Source organism: Kocuria sp. cx-455 (assembly GCF_057707085.1).
On the sequence record NZ_JBYIPM010000008.1, the window covers coordinates 55134 to 73914 of the forward strand.

Annotated in this window: 11 protein-coding genes; 9 read left to right on the forward strand and 2 right to left on the reverse strand. The window is 64.4% G+C overall.

Features of this window, described 5'->3' with window-relative positions:
* Positions 1-41: 41 nt before the first annotated feature.
* Positions 42-578 (reverse strand): hypothetical protein, encoded by a 537-nt coding sequence (locus AC3ENJ_RS12385; RefSeq protein ID WP_190782493.1) that lies wholly within the window; start codon positions 576-578, stop codon positions 42-44.
* Between the two features lie 235 nt (positions 579-813).
* Between AC3ENJ_RS12385 and AC3ENJ_RS12390 the strand changes: the two genes are divergently transcribed.
* The 6 genes from AC3ENJ_RS12390 to glgX all read left to right on the forward strand — a co-directional run bounded on the left by AC3ENJ_RS12390 (position 814) and on the right by glgX (position 7344).
* Positions 814-1296, forward strand: coding sequence for a CarD family transcriptional regulator (locus tag AC3ENJ_RS12390; protein WP_190782494.1), 483 nt, complete (start codon positions 814-816; stop codon positions 1294-1296).
* 27 nt (positions 1297-1323) lie between these two features.
* A complete protein-coding gene (locus AC3ENJ_RS12395; protein WP_190782495.1) occupies positions 1324-2115 on the forward strand; it encodes an IspD/TarI family cytidylyltransferase in 792 nt (263 codons plus the stop codon).
* Positions 2116-2154: 39 nt separating this feature from the next.
* On the forward strand, positions 2155-2670 hold the full coding sequence (gene ispF, locus AC3ENJ_RS12400; protein WP_431814255.1) for a 2-C-methyl-D-erythritol 2,4-cyclodiphosphate synthase: 516 nt from the start codon (positions 2155-2157) through the stop codon (positions 2668-2670).
* Between the two features lie 9 nt (positions 2671-2679).
* On the forward strand, positions 2680-4116 hold the full coding sequence (gene cysS / locus AC3ENJ_RS12405; protein ID WP_431814256.1) for a cysteine--tRNA ligase: 1437 nt from the start codon (positions 2680-2682) through the stop codon (positions 4114-4116).
* 92 nt (positions 4117-4208) lie between these two features.
* Positions 4209-5189: a 23S rRNA (guanosine(2251)-2'-O)-methyltransferase RlmB gene (gene rlmB, locus AC3ENJ_RS12410; RefSeq protein WP_431814257.1), complete on the forward strand. Its 981-nt coding sequence runs from the start codon at positions 4209-4211 to the stop codon at positions 5187-5189.
* Between the two features lie 70 nt (positions 5190-5259).
* Positions 5260-7344 carry a glycogen debranching protein GlgX gene (gene glgX / locus AC3ENJ_RS12415; protein ID WP_431814258.1) on the forward strand — a complete coding sequence of 695 codons (2085 nt, stop codon included), beginning with the start codon at positions 5260-5262 and terminating at the stop codon, positions 7342-7344.
* 86 nt (positions 7345-7430) lie between these two features.
* Here glgX and glgP read toward each other — a convergent pair whose 3' ends face one another.
* A complete protein-coding gene (gene glgP, locus AC3ENJ_RS12420) occupies positions 7431-10031 on the reverse strand; it encodes an alpha-glucan family phosphorylase (protein ID WP_431814259.1) in 2601 nt (866 codons plus the stop codon).
* 120 nt (positions 10032-10151) lie between these two features.
* Here glgP and AC3ENJ_RS12425 point away from each other — a divergent pair, with 120 nt between their 5' ends.
* The 3 genes from AC3ENJ_RS12425 (at position 10152) to glgB (ending at position 18460) form a co-directional block, all read left to right on the forward strand.
* Complete coding sequence (locus AC3ENJ_RS12425) at positions 10152-12494, forward strand: alpha-1,4-glucan--maltose-1-phosphate maltosyltransferase (protein ID WP_431814260.1); 2343 nt, start codon at positions 10152-10154, stop codon at positions 12492-12494.
* Positions 12495-12569: 75 nt separating this feature from the next.
* Positions 12570-14339 (forward strand): maltose alpha-D-glucosyltransferase, encoded by a 1770-nt coding sequence (gene treS / locus AC3ENJ_RS12430; RefSeq protein WP_431814261.1) that lies wholly within the window; start codon positions 12570-12572, stop codon positions 14337-14339.
* 50 nt (positions 14340-14389) lie between these two features.
* Entirely contained in the window at positions 14390-18460 is a 4071-nt protein-coding gene (gene glgB / locus AC3ENJ_RS12435) for a 1,4-alpha-glucan branching protein GlgB (protein ID WP_190808088.1), read from the forward strand.
* The last annotated feature ends 321 nt before the right edge of the window (positions 18461-18781 follow it).

Sequence of the window (18781 nt, forward strand, 5' to 3'; positions counted from 1 at the left end):
GGGATGAGGCCCTCACGCAAACATCAGGGCTGGCTGTTCGGTCAGTGACCGCCCTCTTCGGACTCTGCCTTGGGCGTGTTGGAAGGGTTGCCGGGAGTGGACGGTGCGCCGCCGGGCATCAACGATGCATAGCGCGGGTAGGTGTGGTCCAGCACGGGTACCGACTGGGTGGAGGACTGGCCATCCGCCTCGAGTTCGGTTTCCACCATGAGGCCGGGCTCGGCACCGGCCCGGTCAATCGTCACGGGGTCCGACTTCTCGAGCATCACCGCGTCGTTGGCGGGCACCTGGACCTCCGCCGTGGCGCCGTCCGCGTCAATCGACAAGGTGGCGGGCTCGGAGCCCTCGTTGATCACGGAACCGATCACTCGGCCCTCGGAGTTCGCATCCTCCGCGAGGATCATGAAGTTGCGCACCTTCACATCGCCCAGGTCGGCCTGGATGCCGTCCGAGGGTGCATACTCGTCCGCTGTGGCCTGAGGGCTCACGTACCCGCAACCGGTTGCGGTCAACAATGCGGCGGCCGCAGCAGCACCCAAACCAAAGTGCTGCAGCTTCTTGCGGGCGGCGTTCTTCACGGCACGAACTCCTCGGGCTCTAAGACGATGTGTCGAATATCTGCGGCAAGTCTAACGTTTTGGCGACGCAACGTCTGCATCCGGGCGCGGGGGACACGTTCGCGGCGTCGTCCATGACGACCACGGCACCGAGCCGCAGCATCGGACATCTCGCGCGGGATCGCGGGGGAACTGAGCCGAGCGCGGCAAATAATACACCGTGGTAGAATTGAAAGGCTGAAAGGGGTTTGTGTACATGGTTTTTGAGGTTGGCGAGACGGTTGTCTACCCCCACCACGGTGCCGCAACGATCGAAGAGATCAAGACGCGCACCATCAAGGGCGAAGAGAAAATGTATCTGCGTCTTAAGGTCACGCAGGGCGATCTGATGATCGAGGTGCCCGCTGACAACGTGGACCTCGTGGGAGTGCGGGACGTCGTGGACGAGGAGGGGCTCAAAGAGGTCATCTCCGTTCTGCAGGCCAAGGATGCTGAAGAGGCATCCAATTGGTCCCGCCGCTACAAGGCGAACCTGGAGAAGCTCGCTTCCGGCGACGTCCTCAAGGTGGCTGAGGTCGTTCGCGATCTGTGGCGCCGCGATCAGGGTCGTGGCTTGTCTGCCGGTGAGAAACGCATGTTGGCCAAGGCCCGTCAGATCCTCACGTCGGAGCTCGCTCTGGCCAAGGAGATCGACGAGGAAGAGGCCGAGAAGCGCCTCGATGACATCCTGGCCGATTGATTCAGGCTCACTCCTACTCGCATGGCAATGACTGAACTTTCTGCGAGCCCGTCCGTTGCGGACGGGCTCGCTGTCATTGTGGTGGCCGCCGGTTCGGGCACGCGCCTGGGCCACGGCATGCCCAAGGCGTTGGTGCCCCTTGCCGGGCGCCCCCTTCTCGACATCGCTCTCGAGTCCGTGACCCGCGCCCTGCCCTCGGCCCGGATCATCGTCACCGTGCCCGCAGGGGACCGCGCGCTGAGTGACATCGCGGCGGCCCACGGTGCACGTGCGGTTACCGGGGGAGCGACCCGGGCGCAGTCCGTCGCCTGCGCGCTCGCGGCCTTGGATGCCGCGCCGAAATACGTTCTGGTCCACGACGCCGCTCGCTGCCTCGTTCCCCCGCAGGTCACCACCGCCGTGGTGGCCGCTCTCGAGGCCGGAGAGCGTGCCGTGGTCCCCGTCCTTGCCGTCAACGACACGGTTCGTGGCGTGGACGCGCAGGGCCACAGCACCGGAACCGTGGACCGTTCCGGGTTGCGTGCGGTGCAGACCCCGCAAGGCTTCGATGCCGAGCTTCTGGTGAGCGTGAACCGTCAGGCAGGGCTGCTCGAACTCAACGACCACGGGGCACTGACCCCGGTGAACCGCAGTGCGGACCCCGAGGGCATCACGGACGACGCGTCCTTGATCGAGCGCTTTGCTCGCCACGTTCCCGTGACGCTCGTGGCCGGCCACGACGAGTCCTTCAAAATCACGCGTCCCTTCGACCTGATTACTGCGCGTGCCGTTCTCGAAGAACGCGCCCACTGGGCCGTTGCCGATCACGCGGCTGAATGACCACCATGGACCGGCCCAGCCATGGGAGATGATGAACCCATGACCGAACAGCCACAAACCCCGTTGCCGCACTCGACCCAGCTACCGCTCACCGGAATCGGCGTGGACGTCCACGCCTTCGGGCCGGAGGGCACACCGTTGTGGGTGGCCGGTCTGCATTGGCCGGGGGAGCGGGGACTCACGGGCCACTCGGACGGTGACGTGGTGGCCCACGCCGCCGCGGACGCACTGTTCTCCGCCGCAGGCCTCGGTGACCTGGGAGTGCACTTCGGGACGGATCGGCCGGACATGGCCGGCGCGTCCGGAGAACGGATCCTGAGCGAGGCCGCAGCCATCGTGCGCGAGGCGGGCTACGACGTCGGCAACGTCTCGGTGCAGCTGATCGGCAACCGGCCCAAATTCTCGCCCAGGCGAGACGAAGCCGCCGCGGTGCTCAGCAAAGCGGCCGGGGCGCGGGTGCATCTGAGCGCGACCACCACGGACGCCCTCGGGTTGACCGGCCGCGGCGAGGGGCTGGCGGCCATCGCGACCGCGCTCGTGATCCCGCGCCGCTAGACTGGGCGGGTGACTTTGCGCTTCTACGACACCGCCTCCGCAACCGTGAAAGACTTCGACCCCGTGTACCCGGGTGAGGCCCGGTTGTATTACTGCGGTGCCACGGTCCAGGGCGCACCGCACATCGGGCACGTGCGATCGGCGCTCGTGTTCGACCAGCTTTCGCGCTGGCTCGCTTTCCGCGGCTACACGGTGACCACGGTCCGCAACGTCACAGACATCGACGACAAGATCCTGGCGAATTCGGCGGCGTCGTTCGCCCCCGACTACGCGGGTGGCCACCCGCGTGAGGAATGGTGGGCCCTGGCCTACCGCTTCGAACGCGTTTTCTCGGATGCCTACGCCGCTCTGGGCATTGCCGCCCCCACCTACGAGCCGCGCGCCACCGGACACATCCCGGAGATGCACGCACTTATCCAGACGTTGATCGATGCGGGTCATGCCTATCCCGCCCCGGATGATTCCGGTGATGTCTACTTCGATGTTCGCTCCTGGCCCCGGTACGGCGAGTTGACGCGCCAGCGCGTGGACGACATGCAGGACGCCCCGGACGCCGATCCCCGCGGCAAGCGCGACCCCCGTGACTTCGCGCTGTGGAAGGGCCACAAGGCGGACGAGCCGGAGACCGCTGCGTGGGATTCGCCGTGGGGTAAGGGGCGGCCCGGCTGGCACCTTGAGTGCTCGGCCATGGCCGCCAAGTACGTGGGCACTCATTTCGACATCCACGGTGGTGGCCTAGACCTTCGCTTCCCGCACCACGAGAACGAAGTGGCGCAGTCCACGGCGGCCGGCCAGAAGTTCGCGAACTTCTGGCTCCACAACGGCCTGGTCACGTACCAGGGCGAGAAGATGTCCAAGTCCATCGGCAACACGGTCTCGCCCGAGCACATGCTGGCGGAGGCCCGCCCGCTGGCCGTGCGTTACTACCTGGGGCAGGCCCACTACCGCTCGGTCCTGGACTACCGGCCCGTATCGCTGCAGGAAGCGACGTCGGCGGTCGAGCGCGTGGAGGCCGTCCTGGTCGCCGCGAGCGGCGCGAGGCTGAGCGTGGAGTGGCAACCGCAGGACATGCCCGCGAACTTCACGCGCGCAATGGACGATGACCTCAACGTGCCGCAGGGCCTCGCCGTTCTGCACGAGACGGTTCGCGCCGCGAACGGCGCCCTGGCCGCGGATGACCTCGACGACGCCGCCGCGCTGGTTCGCGCCGTGGCCGCCATGTCCGAGGTGCTCGGCCTGCTGCAGCTGATGAACCTGGACGGTGCCGGATCCAAGGGAGGCGCCGAACATCAGGCGTTGGACTCCCTGGTCCGTCACCTGTTGGATCAGCGCGCCCAAGCTCGTGCGGACAAGAACTGGGCCCTGGCGGACAAGATTCGCGATCAACTGGCGGATGCCGGGGTGGTCGTGAAGGACGGGGCGCAGGGCTCCGCGTGGTCCGTCTGATTTAGCCGCTGCCCTAAACTGAACCATAGATCGCTGACCACTCCGGGGCGGCCCGTGCGCCGTGAACCGTGAGAGACACGGAGTAGACAACCATGGCCCAATCCAATCGACCAGGAGCCGTTCGCAAGAACAAGAAAGGCCCCCTCGTGGGCAGTGGCGGGCAACGCCGCAAGGCTCTGAAGGGCCGCGGCCCCACGCCCAAGGCTGAGGACCGCGTGTACCACAAGGCGTACAAGGCCAAGCAGGCGGCCGCCCGCAAGCCGCAGACCTCACCCCACCGGCCGACTCGCGCGGGCAAGGGCCCGATCAAGGAGGATCTGGTCACCGGTCGCAACTCGGTGCTTGAAGCATTGCGTTCCAACGTGCCGGCCAAGACGCTCTTCGTGGCCACCAAGATCGAGGTGGACGACCGCATCAAGGACATCCTCCAGATGTGCGCCGAACGCAATGTTCCCACTTTGGAGGCCTCCCGTTCGGAGCTGGACCGCCTCACCTCCGACGCCGTGCACCAGGGTGTCGCGTTGCAGGTCCCGCCCTACGACTACCGTGACGCGGACGAGCACGCTGCCGCGGTGATCCGCCGGTACGATCCCCAGGAACCCGGCTCCAAGGCACCACTGTTCGTCGCACTCGACGGCATCACCGACCCGCGGAACCTGGGTGCCGTCATCCGCAGCGTGTCCGCGTTCTCCGGAATCGGCGTGATCCTCCCGGAGCGTCGTTCTGCAGCTGTGACCGCCACGGCATGGAAGACCAGCGCCGGGGCCGCCGCACGCGTGCCCGTGAGTAAGGCCACCAACCTGACCCGCACCCTCGAGAACTGCAAGAAGGCCGGGTACTTCGTGGTCGGTCTCGACGGCGGTGGAGACGTCCAGCTGCCCGAACTGAACCTGGCCACCGAACCGTTGATCGTGGTGGTGGGCTCCGAAGGTAAGGGCTTGTCCCGCCTGGTCACCGAGCACTGCGACGCCATCGTCTCGATTCCGATCGACTCCGCGATGGAATCGCTCAACGCGTCGATGGCGGTGGGCATCACGCTCTACGAAGTCTCCCGCCGCCGTGCAAGCGCGTAGCTACCCTCTGGGGGTTCACCCCTCACGGTCCGGGGACGGCAGCGCCAATGTGGCCATCTACGCACCGGGTGTGGCTGAACTCGAGCTGGTGTACCAGCGTCCCGGCGGGTCGTGGCGCCGTCACCGGCTCAGGGGCCACAATCACGGGATCCACTACGATACTGTCCCGCCGCCTCGACACTCATCACCGGGCACCGGCTCGGGTTCCCAGCGCACGGAACACGATGTGTGCGCGGCCATGCCGGAGGGCACGAGGTACGGCTTCGAGGAGGTGTCGCCACGTGCCCAGCGCGCCCCCCACCCCGCACGGCAGCAAATCATGCTCGATCCTTACGGCCGAGGTCTCACCCGGTTGAGCCCTCCGGCCGGTGTGAAGAACCCGGGTCCGGACGCCTACGGCGGCACGTACGTTTCCGAGATCGTGGCCCAGGACCACGAATGGCAGGATCACGACCGCCCCAGCATTGCCTGGCGTGACACCATCATTTACGAGGCCCACGTCAAGGGCCTCACCATGCTCCACCCTGATCTGCCCGAAGAGCTGCGGGGAACCTACGCGGGACTAGCTCACCCCGTAATCCTCGGCTACCTGCAGGAGCTGGGGATCACGGCCATTGAATTGCTTCCCATCCACGCACACCTCGACGAACCGCACCTCACCAAGAACGGTCTGAGCAACTACTGGGGGTACAACACCCTCAGTTTCTTTACCCCGCACCACGGTTATGCCACACGGGCCGCGCAGGAGGCGGGGCCCACCGCCGTTCTCAACGAATTCAAACGAGCGGTGGAAGCCCTGCACGGAGCGGGAATCCAGGTCTTCCTGGACGTGGTGTACAACCACACCGCCGAGGGGGGCAGCGAAGAACCCGCCTACTGCTGGCGGGGCCTGGGAGACCGGCAGTACTACCGGCACGATGGCCACGGCAACTACGTGGACGTGACCGGTTGCGGGAACTCGGTGAACTTCGCGGACGCCCAAGTGGTCCGCATGGCATTGGACTCATTGCGGTACTGGGTCACGGAATGTCACATCGACGGTTTCCGCTTCGACCTCGCACCGGAACTCGGACGGGACGAGAACCACCACTTCACCCGCAACCACCCGTTCTTCGTGGCCGTGGCCGCGGATCCCGTGTTGCAGGGCGTTCGTATGATCTCCGAGCCGTGGGACGTGGGAGCCGGTGGCTGGCAAACCGGTCGGTTCCCCACCGGATGGGCGGACTGGAACGACACCTACCGGGATACCGTTCGAGATTTCTGGTTGTCGGGTCAGCGCACCATGGCTCGAGGTGGTGGCGGTGGGAACGCCGGGAGGCTGGCCGGTGCTATTTCGGGTTCGGCGGACATGTTCGCCCCGGAAGGTCGCACCACGCTGGCGTCGGTCAATTTCGTCACCGCCCACGACGGCTTCACGATGTACGACCTCACGGCCTACGACGGCAAGCACAACCAGGCCAACCTCGAGAACAACGCGGACGGCACCAACGACAACCACTCTTGGAATCACGGTGAAGAGGGCGCCACGGACACGGTCGGCTGCAGGTCCGCTCGTGCCAAGACCGTGCGGAACATGATGGCCACGCTGCTGTTGTCGCAGGGCGTTCCGATGCTGACCGCCGGGGACGAGCTCCTTCGCACGCAGGGCGGGAACAACAACGCCTATTGCCAAGACAACCGGATTTCCTGGGTTGATTGGCAGCTCACCCCGTGGCGAAGGTCCATGCTCAAGGCCACCAAGCGGTTGATCGCCGTTCGCAAGGGCTTCCTCGCGGGTCAACCCAGTCATTTCCCTGCCAGGCCCGAGGACGTCCTCCTGCACTGGTACGGTTCCACTGGTCTCCCGATGACCCCGGAATTGTGGCAGACGGACGGCTCCCGAGTGGTTCAGGTGGTGCTGGGTTCGTGCGGCGGTGACCTGGTGGGGACTTTTGTCATCAACGGCTCCAATGAACCTGTGACCGTCGCCCTGCCCGGTCTGGACGAGCTGCGCACACAAGCCCAGTGCGCCACCGGCTACCCCGTGACGCGGGGTGTGTACCACTTGGTGCTGGCCACCGATTCGGAGCTCAACGAGAAGGTCGACACCGAATTTACCAGCGGGGATGCGTGTCGCATTCCTGCGCAGAGCATCGCAATGTTCTCGCTCTCCTAGTGATCGAGGGTGAAGACCGCGGGCGGGGCACCCCTGAGGGGTACCCCGCCCGCGGTCGTGTCAACGATTCGACCAGGCCGCTCACGCTATGCGGCGTTGCGTACCAAACCCAGCTCGGCCGGGCCGGCCAGTTCCTCGTGGGAGGGCAGCACGCGAACCGTGTAGCCGAACGGGCCCGAGCGGTCGATCGTCAGTGTCCCGCTGAACAGGAAACGCCCGCCGCCCAGCTCGGTGACCCGATCGAGGTACGCGTAATTGCGTTCGTGGATGTGATCCGATTCCGAGACGTGTCCGAAGCCCACCTGGGTCTTGACGTCCCGGGGAGCCAGAGACCCCAGATTGATGTACGCGTTGATGGTCAGCTCGTCACCGATCTGTGGTTCTTGCAGCACACCCTCGGCGTCCACGTGTTCGACATGCACCTGCGGCCATGCCTGACGCACACGTTCGATCCACCGTGAGGTGGATCGCGACACCTTGCCGTTGTCGGCGAGTGCGCGGCGCCCGGACACGCAGGCCGGCACGTACAGCTTCTGCACGTAGTCGGTCAGCATGCGTCGGGCGGACACCTTGGGACCCAGCGTGGACAGCGTGTGCTTGACCATCGCGAGCCACTGGTGCGGGATCTCTTCGGAGGTGATCTCGGGGTCGTCCGTGGACTCTCCGTAGAAACGCGGTGCCACGTGATTCTCGATCAGTTCGTAGAGTGCAGCGGCCTCGATGTCGTCACGTTCCTCCGTGCTGGCCTTGTTGTCCGCGGTGGGGATGGCCCAGCCGTTCTGGCCGTCGTACATCTCATCCCACCAGCCATCCAGCACAGACAAGTTCAAACCGCCGTTCATGGCGGCCTTCATGCCAGAGGTGCCGCATGCTTCGAGCGGACGAAGGGGGTTGTTCAACCACACGTCACAGCCCGGGAACAGCACGCGGGCCATGGCGATGTCGTAGTTGGGTAGGAACACGATGCGATGGCGAACCTCGGGATCGTCCGTGAAGCGCACCAGATCCTGAATCATCCGCTTGCCCATCTCATCGGCCGGGTGGGACTTACCCGCTACGATCAACTGGATGGGGTTGTCCGGATCCAGGAGCAGCCGCTTGAGTCGCTCGGGGTCGCGCAGCATGAGTGTCAGGCGCTTGTAGGTGGGCACGCGGCGGGCGAAACCAATCGTCAGAACGTCCGGGTCCAGCACGGAGCCCGTCCAGGCCAACTCGGCGTCGGCGGCGCCGCGCTTCTTCCACGAGGCGCGCAAGCGACGTCGGACGTCGTGCACCAGACGTTCGCGCAGATCGCGCCGAATGTGCCACAGGTCCCGGTCACTGGCCTGGTAGATCGTGCGCCAGCGCGAAGCCGGATCCTGGTCGTTCTCCTGCGGGTCTACCGCGATTTTCCGCATGGCCGGATCGATCCAGGAGGGCGTGTGGACACCGTTGGTGACGGAGGTGATCGGAACCTCCTCGGTATCGAAACCGGACCACAGCCCCTGGAACATTGCGCGCGAGACCACCCCGTGCAACTTGGCCACCCCGTTGGCGCGTTGCGCCAGCCGCAGTCCCATGACGGCCATGTTGAACTTGCTCGGGTCCCCACCTTCGTAGTTCTCCGAGCCCAATTCCAGCACGTGGGCCGTGGGAACCGCGGGGGTGAGGCCCGCATTGACGAAGTACTCCACCTGCGCGCGGTCGAAGCGGTCGATACCGGCGGGTACCGGGGTGTGCGTCGTGAACACCGTGGCGGAACGAACGGCGGTCAGTGCCTCGTTCCACGTCATGGGTTCGGAACCGTCAAGGGGGTTCATCAGTTCCTGGATGCGCTCGATGCCCAGGAAGCCCGCGTGCCCCTCGTTGCAGTGGAACACCTCGGGTGCGGGCGCATCGGTGAGGCGGGAGAACGCGCGCAGCGCACGGATGCCGCCCATACCGAGGAGCAGTTCCTGTTGCAAACGATGATCACTGCCGCCACCGTAGAGGCGGTCGGTCACGTTCCGGGCGTGCTCGTCGTTCTCGGGGATGTTGGAGTCCAGCAGCAACAGCGGGACCCGGCCGACATCGGCGCGCCAGATCTGAGCGGACAGCGAACGTGAGTTGGGTAGCGGCAGCGAGATGCGCGCGGGAGCGCCGTCCTGCTCGCGCAGCAGAGTCAGCGGCATTTCGTCGGGGTCGAGCACGGGATACGTTTCCTGCTGCCAACCGTCCTGGGACAGTGACTGCTTGAAATAGCCGGCCTGATACAGCAGGCCCACCCCCACCACGGGGATTCCCATGTCGGATGCGGTCTTGAGATGATCACCCGCGAGAATGCCCAAACCACCGGAGTACTGGGGCAGTACGGAGGTGATGCCGTACTCGGCGGAGAAGTACGCGATTGCCGCCGGGGCGTCGTCGGTCTGAGTGCGCTGGTACCACTGGCGCTGGGTCAAGTAACTGGTCAGATCTGCGTCGAGTGCCGTGATCTGTTCCACGGTCTGGGGATCCTCGGCAATTTGCTGAATCTCCTCACGAGTGAGGGATCCCAGAAGTTTCACGGGGTCACCGTGAACGTTCTCCCAGGCGCGCGGATTGAGCTGCGCGAACAGATCCTCGGTGGGTTTGTGCCATGACCACCGCAAATTCTTGGCCAACCGGCTCAAGGGTGCAATGGACGTGGGCAGGACGGTGCGGACGGTGAATCTACGTATGGCCTTCACACGTGCGAGCCTACCGGCACGCGGGCCGTCGCCACTTGATAGACCGATTGGGACACTCCCATGACTCCAGATGAGTGGCCGCCCTTAAGATTCGAGCGGTTTATCGCTAACGTTAGGTCCGTGTCGCAGCAGAATCCTCAGCCCACTGGCCATTACGCACGCACCAACGACCCGCAGGAACCTACGTCCCAGGCCGGGTCCGCCCAGCCTGATGTGGGAAGCCGCTTGAACGCACCGGCCCCCAGTACGGGTGTGCCCGATGTTTCTCCGTCCTTCCAGCGCGATCACGCCGCTGCCGATGGTTCCGGTCACCAGCCGGAGGAACAGCCCCGAGTCGACCTCTTGGAAGAGGGTGACGTGGTGGATCGTGAACCCACGGAGCAACACGGTACCGCCGAATTGGGCAGCGAATCCGACTCGGGGGACTCATCAGAGTTCCCGTCCGCGGACCTGGTCTACGGACGCATCCCCATCACCGATGTGAGCCCCGTGGTGGAGGGCGGCCGTTTCCCCGCCACCGCGATCCCCGGTGAAGACATTCGAGTTTCCGCCACCGTGTTCCGCGAAGGCCACGACTCGCTGGGCGCGAGCGCCGTACTGTACAACCCGCAGGGCCACGAGGTCCAGCGCGTCACCATGACCCCCGGCGCCCCCGGTACCGATCGCTTCCACGCCGTGTTGCGTCCGCTGGCGGAAGGCCACTGGAGCTTTGCGGTCGAGGGCTGGTCGGATCTGTACGACACGTGGCGGCATGCCGCCGAGATCAAGATCGGTGTCGGCCAGGACGTTGAGCTCATGTTCAAGGAGGGCCAGCTGCTCTTCGAAGCGGCCTCCAAGGAATCCTCGCGTTCCGCAGCGGAGGCACAGGCCTTCGAGGACGCCGCGGCCCGCATGGTGGATACCGGTCTGCCGGTCGAGGCTCGGCTGGCTGCGGGCACGTCCGCCGAAATCAAGGCGTACGTGAGCGAGCGTCCGTTGCGCGACCTGTTGACCTCGTCCCAGCGGTTCCCGATCGAGGTCGAACGCGAGGCCGCGGGCCGCGGAGCGTGGTACGAGTTCTTCCCGCGCTCCGAAGGCGCCACCTGGGACGCGGAAGCGGGCCGGTGGATCTCTGGCAACTTCACCACTGCCGTCGAGGCCCTGGACCGGGCCGCGGCCATGGGCTTCGACGTGGCTTACCTACCGCCCATCCACCCGATCGGACGGAATCACCGCAAGGGCCCCAACAACTCCCTTGAAGCCGGACCGCAGGATCCTGGTTCTCCGTGGGCCATCGGCTCGGCCGAGGGCGGTCACGACACCATTCACCCTGACCTGGGCACCTTCGAAGACTTCGATAAGTTCGTGGCCCATGCCCATGAGCTGGGCATGGAAGTGGCACTGGACCTCGCGCTGCAGGCGTCCCCCGACCACCCATGGGTTGCGGAACACCCGCAATGGTTCACCACTCGGGCTGACGGCAGCATCGCCTACGCGGAGAACCCGCCCAAGAAGTACCAGGACATCTACCCGCTGAACTTCGACAACGACCCCCAGGGTCTTGCCCGCGAGGTGCTGCGCGTGGTCGAGCTGTGGATCAGCCACGGTGTGGACATCTTCCGCGTGGACAACCCGCACACCAAACCCTTGTGGTTCTGGGAGTGGCTCATTGCCCGCGTGCGCGAAGAACACCCGAACACCGTGTTCCTCGCGGAAGCCTTTACCCGCCCGGCCATGATGCAGGGCTTGGCCAAGGCCGGGTTCCAGCAGTCCTACTCGTACTTCACCTGGCGCAACACCAAGGAAGAGATCGAGGAGTACCTCGAAGAGGTCTCCCACGAAACCTCATCCGCCTACCGGCCGAACTTCTTCGTCAACACCCCGGACATCCTCACCGAGTATTTGCAGTTCGGTGGCCCGGCGGCCTTCAAGGTACGCGCAGCGCTCGCCTCGACCGCCTCGCCGTTGTGGGGCGTGTACGCGGGATACGAACTGTTCGAACACGTGGCCCGCCCGGGTGCGGAGGAGTACATGGACAACGAAAAGTTCGAGCTGCGGCCCCGCGATTTTCAGGGCGCGGTTGATCGGGGCGAGTCACTGGCCCCGTACATCACCCGGCTCAACGAGATCCGCAGGGACCACCCGGCACTGGGTGACCTGCAGAACCTCACCGTGCAGTCCACGACCGATTCAGCGATCGTGGCGTACTCCAAGACCAAGACGGTGGAACGCGATGGCCACGAGGTGAAGGACACCGTAATCGTCGTGATCAATACCGACACGCACGCCACGCGTGAGGCCACGGTATGGCTGGATCTGGATTCTCTCGATCTGGGCGACCATGACTTCAACGAGGACGGTTCGTTCTGGGTGGATGATCTGATCTCCGGTGCCAGCTGGAAGTGGGGGACCCACAACTACGTCCGTCTGGATCCCTACATCGAGCCGGCGCACGTCCTGAACATTCGACGCAACGTGAAGTGATCCCCGTGGCGGCGCGAGTCAACCTCGTGCCACGAGTACTTCCACGTCACCTTTGAGAGGCCACAGCAACCAGCCATGACCAGCACACCCTTCCACCTCAACGCGCCGGGTATTTCGCACGATCCGGACTGGTTCCGCAAAGCCGTTTTCTACGAAGTTCTGGTGCGGGCGTTCTCAGATGCCAATGGCGATGGCTCCGGTGATTTCTCCGGGCTGATCGACAAGTTGGATTACCTCCAGTGGTTGGGCATCGACTGCCTGTGGATTCCACCGTTCTACGAGTCCCCCCTGCGCGACGGCGGCTACGACATCTCCGACTACTACTCGGTGTTGGATGAGTTCGGCACGGTCAGCGATTTCAAGCGGCTCGTGGCCGAGGCGCACGCCCGCGGACTTCGCGTGATCACCGACTTGCCGTTGAACCACACCTCGGATCAGCACCCGTGGTTCCAGGCCTCCCGCGAAGATCCGGACGGGCCCTTCGGCGATTTCTACGTGTGGTCCGACACGGACGAGAAGTATCAGGACGCGCGCATCATCTTCGTGGACACGGAGGAGTCCAACTGGACCTTCGATCCCGTGCGGCGTCAGTTCTTCTGGCACCGTTTCTTCTCCCACCAACCGGACCTCAACTTCGAGAACCCCAAGGTCGTCCAGGCCGTGTTCGACGTGGTCAAATTCTGGTTGGACATGGGCATTGACGGTTTCCGCGCGGATGCCATCCCGTACCTGATCGAGGAGGACGGCACCAACTGCGAGAACCTGCCGGGCACCCACGATTTCCTGGTCAACCTGCGGACCATGGTGGACGAGCTCTACCCCGGGCGCGTGATCATTGCAGAAGCCAATCAAATGCCGCACGAGGTCGTGGAGTACTTCGGAACGGAGACCTCACCCGAGTGCCACATGTGCTTCCACTTTCCGATCATGCCGCGCATTTACTACGCGTTGCGTGACCAGAAGGCCGAGCCCATCGTCTCCACCATGGAGAACACACCTCAGATTCCCGCGGGCACCCAGTGGGGCACGTTCTTGCGCAACCACGATGAGTTGACCTTGGAAATGGTGACCAGCGAGGAACGCCAGGCCATGCTGGGTTGGTACGCCCCGGATTCCCGCATGCGAGCCAACATTGGTATCCGACGCCGCCTGGCGCCGTTGCTCGACAATTCGAGGGCCGAGCTTGAGCTCGCCCACGCGTTGCTGTTGTCGCTGCCGGGCTCCCCGTTCCTTTACTACGGTGACGAGATCGGCATGGGCGACAACATCTGGTTGGACGACCGTGATGCCTCCCGCACTCCCATGCAATGGACCCCGGATCGTAACGCAGGGTTCTCCACCGCGGATCCGGGCAAGCTGTACCTGCCGGTGATCCAGTCACTGGTGTACAACTACACACAGACCAACGTGGAAACCCAGCTCGCGTCATCCTCGTCGCTGTTGCATTGGATCCGCCAGATGCTCATGGTGCGCAAGGCGCACCCGGCGTTCGGGATGGGCGACTACGTGAACGTGGACACCGATCACGAGTCGGTGCTGGCGTTCCTACGTCGCTTGGATCCCCGCGACGCGGATGACGAGCACGGCGAAACCGTGCTGTGCATTTTCAACCTGTCTCACGTGCCCGCCAGTTGCTCACTGACCGTGCCGGAGTACGCCGGTCGCGGTACCCGCGAACTGTTCGGCGGGGAGCCTTTTGGCGAGTTCGACGAGTCCGGTCGATACCGGATCACCCTGGGGTCGCAGGACTTCTTCTGGTTGCGGTTGCGTAGCGCGTCCTCGGCCGACGGGTCCCACCCGGAGACCATTGCGATGCCAATCATCAAGCCCGCGCGTAACGACTGACCGGTGGGGCACGGCACGAGGACGTATTCGAGGAAAGCGGGGAACACACAATGACGGATCAACAAGTTCTGGACCGGTTGCGTGACTGGCTGCCGCGGCAACGTTGGTTCCCGTTCACCGCCGCGGCTCAGGACATCAAGCTTGATGTCGCGGGCCGTGTGGCGCTGGACCTTGACCAAGAGGACCCGGGTTCGGTCGTGCGAGATCGTGTGGTGTACCTGGTTCGGGCCACCGTGGGTGATCGCAGCGAGCTGCTGAACGTTCCGGTGGTGCGTACCGCCGAGGCGCTGTCCGAGTTCGAGCGGTACCTGATCGGCTCCTATCAGGGCAGCGGCCCCAATCGCGCTCTGCCCGAGCAGATCGTGGCGGGCGTGGATGCCTCGACCTCCTTCCTGAGGCGTGCGGCTCGGCAGGCGGGGTCATTCTGGGAACGACGCCGCTCGGGAGCCACCGGGGAGCAGGCCACTTCACCCACCGACGAGCCGACGCTTGCCGGGCCGGACGCGCAGCCGTCGAACCACGAGCCCAGCGCCCGCACGAATGCCGAAGTGGGCGAAGACCACGCCAGCAGGTCTTATCTGTACGACGCCGTGGGCGACCCCGCATTCCTGGACGCCGTGCTGCGCATCATGGACACCCAACTCGGTGTCGGTGGTGTGCTGCGCCACGGTATGGGCATCCACGGTAAGTACACGGGCGCGCTCAATACGCAGTACAGGATCTCCGGCCCCGAGCAGGTGCGGGTGATTTCCTCGGAGCAGTCGAACACGTCGGTGATCCTGACCCTACCCGCCCACGAGACATCGTCGGATACCGCACTGCGGGGTGACGCGGTCATCGTGAAGTTCTTCCGTGTCGTGGGGGAGGGGCGCAACCCGGATGTGGAGGTCGGCGTGGAGCTCACCTCGCAGGGATCCTCGGCCGTGCCGGCCACGGCCGGGTGGATCGATGCCCAGTGGCGCCAAGGACTCGTGACCACCGCGGGTCAGCTCGCCGTGGCAGCACATTTTGTGGACCACGCGCAGGACGCATGGGCCATGGCGGTCGACAGCGCCACGAATGGCACGGACTTCACGGACCGGGCCCGGGAACTGGGGGCCACCACGGCGCATGTGCACGCGGACCTGGTTGCTGCCTTTCCTCCGGTCACCGCCGACCACGACGCCCGCAATGCATTCCTGAAGGATATTTCGGGGCGGTTGCGCTGGGCCTGGAAGGCGTGCGGTGACCGGTTCAGCGACTTCGAACACGTCCTCGAATCACTCATGGACGAACTCGAAGACCTGCGTGAGCTGCCCCCGCTGCAACGTATTCACGGGGACTATCACCTGGGTCAGGTGCTCTACAACCGGGACAACGGATTCAAGGTCCTCGATTTCGAGGGTGAACCGTTGCGCCCCATCAAGGAGCGAGTACGCCCGGACGTTGCGCTCCGCGATGTCGTGGGCATGCTGCGTTCCTTGGATTACGCCGGCGCCATGGCCGGTCGTGATCGGCCCGATGACACGCAGGACTGGACGCGGGCGGTGTCGTCGGCCTTTCTCGACGGTTACCGCGAGGTCAGCGGCCGGAGCCTCGACACGGAATCGGTGCTGTTCCAAGCGTTGTGGCTGGACAAGGCGCTGTACGAAGTGGTCTATGAGCAGCGCAACCGTCCCGACTGGGTCGATGTACCGGCCAATGCCGTCATCCATTCGCTACGCGCGGCAAGCTCCCGTAGCGTGACAGCCACGACGGACGATGATCAGAACTCCGACGACACCTTCAGAACTGAGGAAGTAGTGAGTACCGAGCGAGAGCAGGATCCCCGACACACTCCGGACACCTCGACGGATCCGGAACCCACGGGAAAGCAGCGCCCCGTGCCCGCGGAGATGTCGCAGAACACGGATCAAGAAGTCGACCAATCCCGGGGGAGTAAGCCCAAGCCCGTGTCCCAAGAAGTGTTGGCGGCCGTGGCAGAGGGCCGATATCACGATCCCCACTCGGTATTGGGCGCTCACCCGAACGGTGACGACACAGTCACTATTCGTACGTTGCGCCGATTCGCGAGCGAAGTGTCGGTGCGCACCATGGACGGTTTGCACCCGCTCGAGCACGAGTGGGGCGGTATCTTCTCGGGTGTCGTTGACTGTCATGAGAAGGGTCGCATCCCGGATTATCGTCTCGAGGTGACCTACAGCGGGCAGGAACCGCAACTTCTGGATGATCCGTACCGCTTTGCACCCACCCTCGGGGAGTTGGACCTGCACCTGATGGGTGAGGGGCGTCATGAGACGCTCTGGACCGCGCTGGGTGCGCACGTCCACCGGTACCCCTCGGCCATGGGCGAGATCCAGGGTGTGAGCTTTGCGGTGTGGGCTCCCAATGCTCGCGCCGTGCGTGTCATCGGTGACTTCAACGGCTGGGACGGTTCCGAGCACGCGATGCGCTCACTGGGCTCCACCGGCATCTGGGAGTTGTTCATCCCGGGAATGGGCTCCGGGGACACCTACAAGTTCCGTGTCCAGGGCCGTGACGGCGGCTGGCGCGACAAGGCCGACCCCATGGCGTTCGCAACGGAGGTGCCGCCCTCCACGGCATCCCGGGTCTTCGAGTCCACCTACGAATTCCAGGACTCCGACTGGATGGCCAAGCGAGCCCGGACGGATCCCCACAATGCGCCCATGAGCGTGTACGAACTTCACATCGGTTCGTGGCGCAAGGGCTTGGATTACGTGGATCTCGCACGCGAGTTGGTCGAATACCTGACATGGCAGGGGTTCACCCACGTGGAGTTCATGCCGGTGGCCGAACACCCCTTCGGTGGTTCCTGGGGTTACCAGGTCACCTCCTACTACGCACCGTCCTCTCGGTTCGGTTCCCCCGACGAGTTCCGTTACCTGGTTGACCAGTTGCACCAGGCCGGTATCGGTGTGCTCGTCGACTGGGTGCCGGGACACTTCCCCAAGGACGAGTGGGCGCTCGCGAAATTCGACGGCGAACCGCTGTACGAGCACTCGGATCCCCGTCGCGGTGAGCACAAGGACTGGGGCACCTTGATCTTCGACTACGGCCGATCCGAGGTGCGCAACTTCTTGGTCGCCAATGCCAACTACTGGCTCGAGGAGTACCACATCGACGGTCTGCGGGTGGACGCCGTGGCTTCCATGCTGTACCTGGACTACTCGCGTAACGATGGCGAGTGGGAACCCAACAAGTACGGCGGCCGCGAGAATCTGGAAGCCATTGGTTTCCTGCAGGAGTCCAATGCCACGGCCTACCGGCGCAATCCCGGCATTGTCATGATTGCGGAAGAATCCACGTCGTTCCCGGGTGTCACCAAACCCACCGAAGCGGGTGGTCTCGGATTCGGCATCAAGTGGAACATGGGCTGGATGCACGACAGTCTGGAGTACATGGCGGAGGACCCGTTCAACCGTCATTACCACCACAACAAGGCAACGTTCTCCATGGTCTATGCCTACTCCGAGAACTTCATCCTGCCCATTTCCCATGACGAAGTCGTGTACGGCAAGGGATCCTTGTTGCGCAAGATGCCGGGGGACCGGTGGCAGCAGCTGGCGAACGTGCGTGCCTACCTCGCCTACATGTGGGCACACCCGGGCAAGCAGCTGATCTTCATGGGAACCGAGTACGCCCAGGAATCCGAATGGTCGCAGGAACACGGACTGGATTGGTGGCTCTCCGAGACCCCTCCCCACCATGGAGTGCAAGAGCTCGTGAAGAACCTCAACGAGATCTACCGCAGCACCCCCGCGCTCTATGTTCGCGACAACGACCCGTCGGGCTTCGAATGGATCGACGCGAACGACGCCGGTCGCAACACCCTGTCATTCACCCGCTGGGACGATCAGGGAAATCCGCTCGTGTGCATTGCCAACTTTGCCGGTAACCCGCATGAGAACTTCCGCGTGGGACTGCCGTGGGCCGGTGAATGGCATGAGGTACTGAACACGGACTCGGAACTTTTCGGAGGATCCGGGGTGGGCAACCTGGGGAAGGTCGTAGCCACGGAGGGCGCCTTCAACGCCAAACCTGCTTCAGCGGAGATGACCGTTCCCCCGCTTGCGGTGCTGTACCTGAAGCCGGCATCGCATTCGCAGAACAACGACAAGTAGGGCTTAGACCCGCGACCCGCGGCGCGGACCGAGAGGTTCGTTCCGCGGGTTTGTCGTTCCCGCGGCAAGTGTGTAATGTCTACCGAGTCGCCGCGGCGAAGTCCTTCTGAGAAGGAACGAACCGGGCGACAGTGGATCCAATCTTCACGGCTTCACGGTGTTGCAAGACGCCGCGGATCTGCTAGGATGAATCTCCGCGAGCAAGAGATCGCAGGCAAGTTTCCAGCAAGAACCTACGGTTCACCTGGATTTGACCCGCCGTTCAGATCTCACCTAAGCTCGCAGATCGCAACTGGCTTCGGGCCCGCAAGGATCCGAAGA

Coding starts and splice junctions, on each gene's coding strand:
- AC3ENJ_RS12395 (WP_190782495.1), top strand. CDS start 1,324: ATGACTGAACTTTCTGCGAGCCCGTCCGTTGCGGACGGGCTCGCTGTC.
- treS (WP_431814261.1), top strand. CDS start 12,570: ATGACCAGCACACCCTTCCACCTCAACGCGCCGGGTATTTCGCACGAT.
- AC3ENJ_RS12390 (WP_190782494.1), top strand. CDS start 814: ATGGTTTTTGAGGTTGGCGAGACGGTTGTCTACCCCCACCACGGTGCC.
- ispF (WP_431814255.1), top strand. CDS start 2,155: ATGACCGAACAGCCACAAACCCCGTTGCCGCACTCGACCCAGCTACCG.
- rlmB (WP_431814257.1), top strand. CDS start 4,209: ATGGCCCAATCCAATCGACCAGGAGCCGTTCGCAAGAACAAGAAAGGC.
- glgB (WP_190808088.1), top strand. CDS start 14,390: ATGACGGATCAACAAGTTCTGGACCGGTTGCGTGACTGGCTGCCGCGG.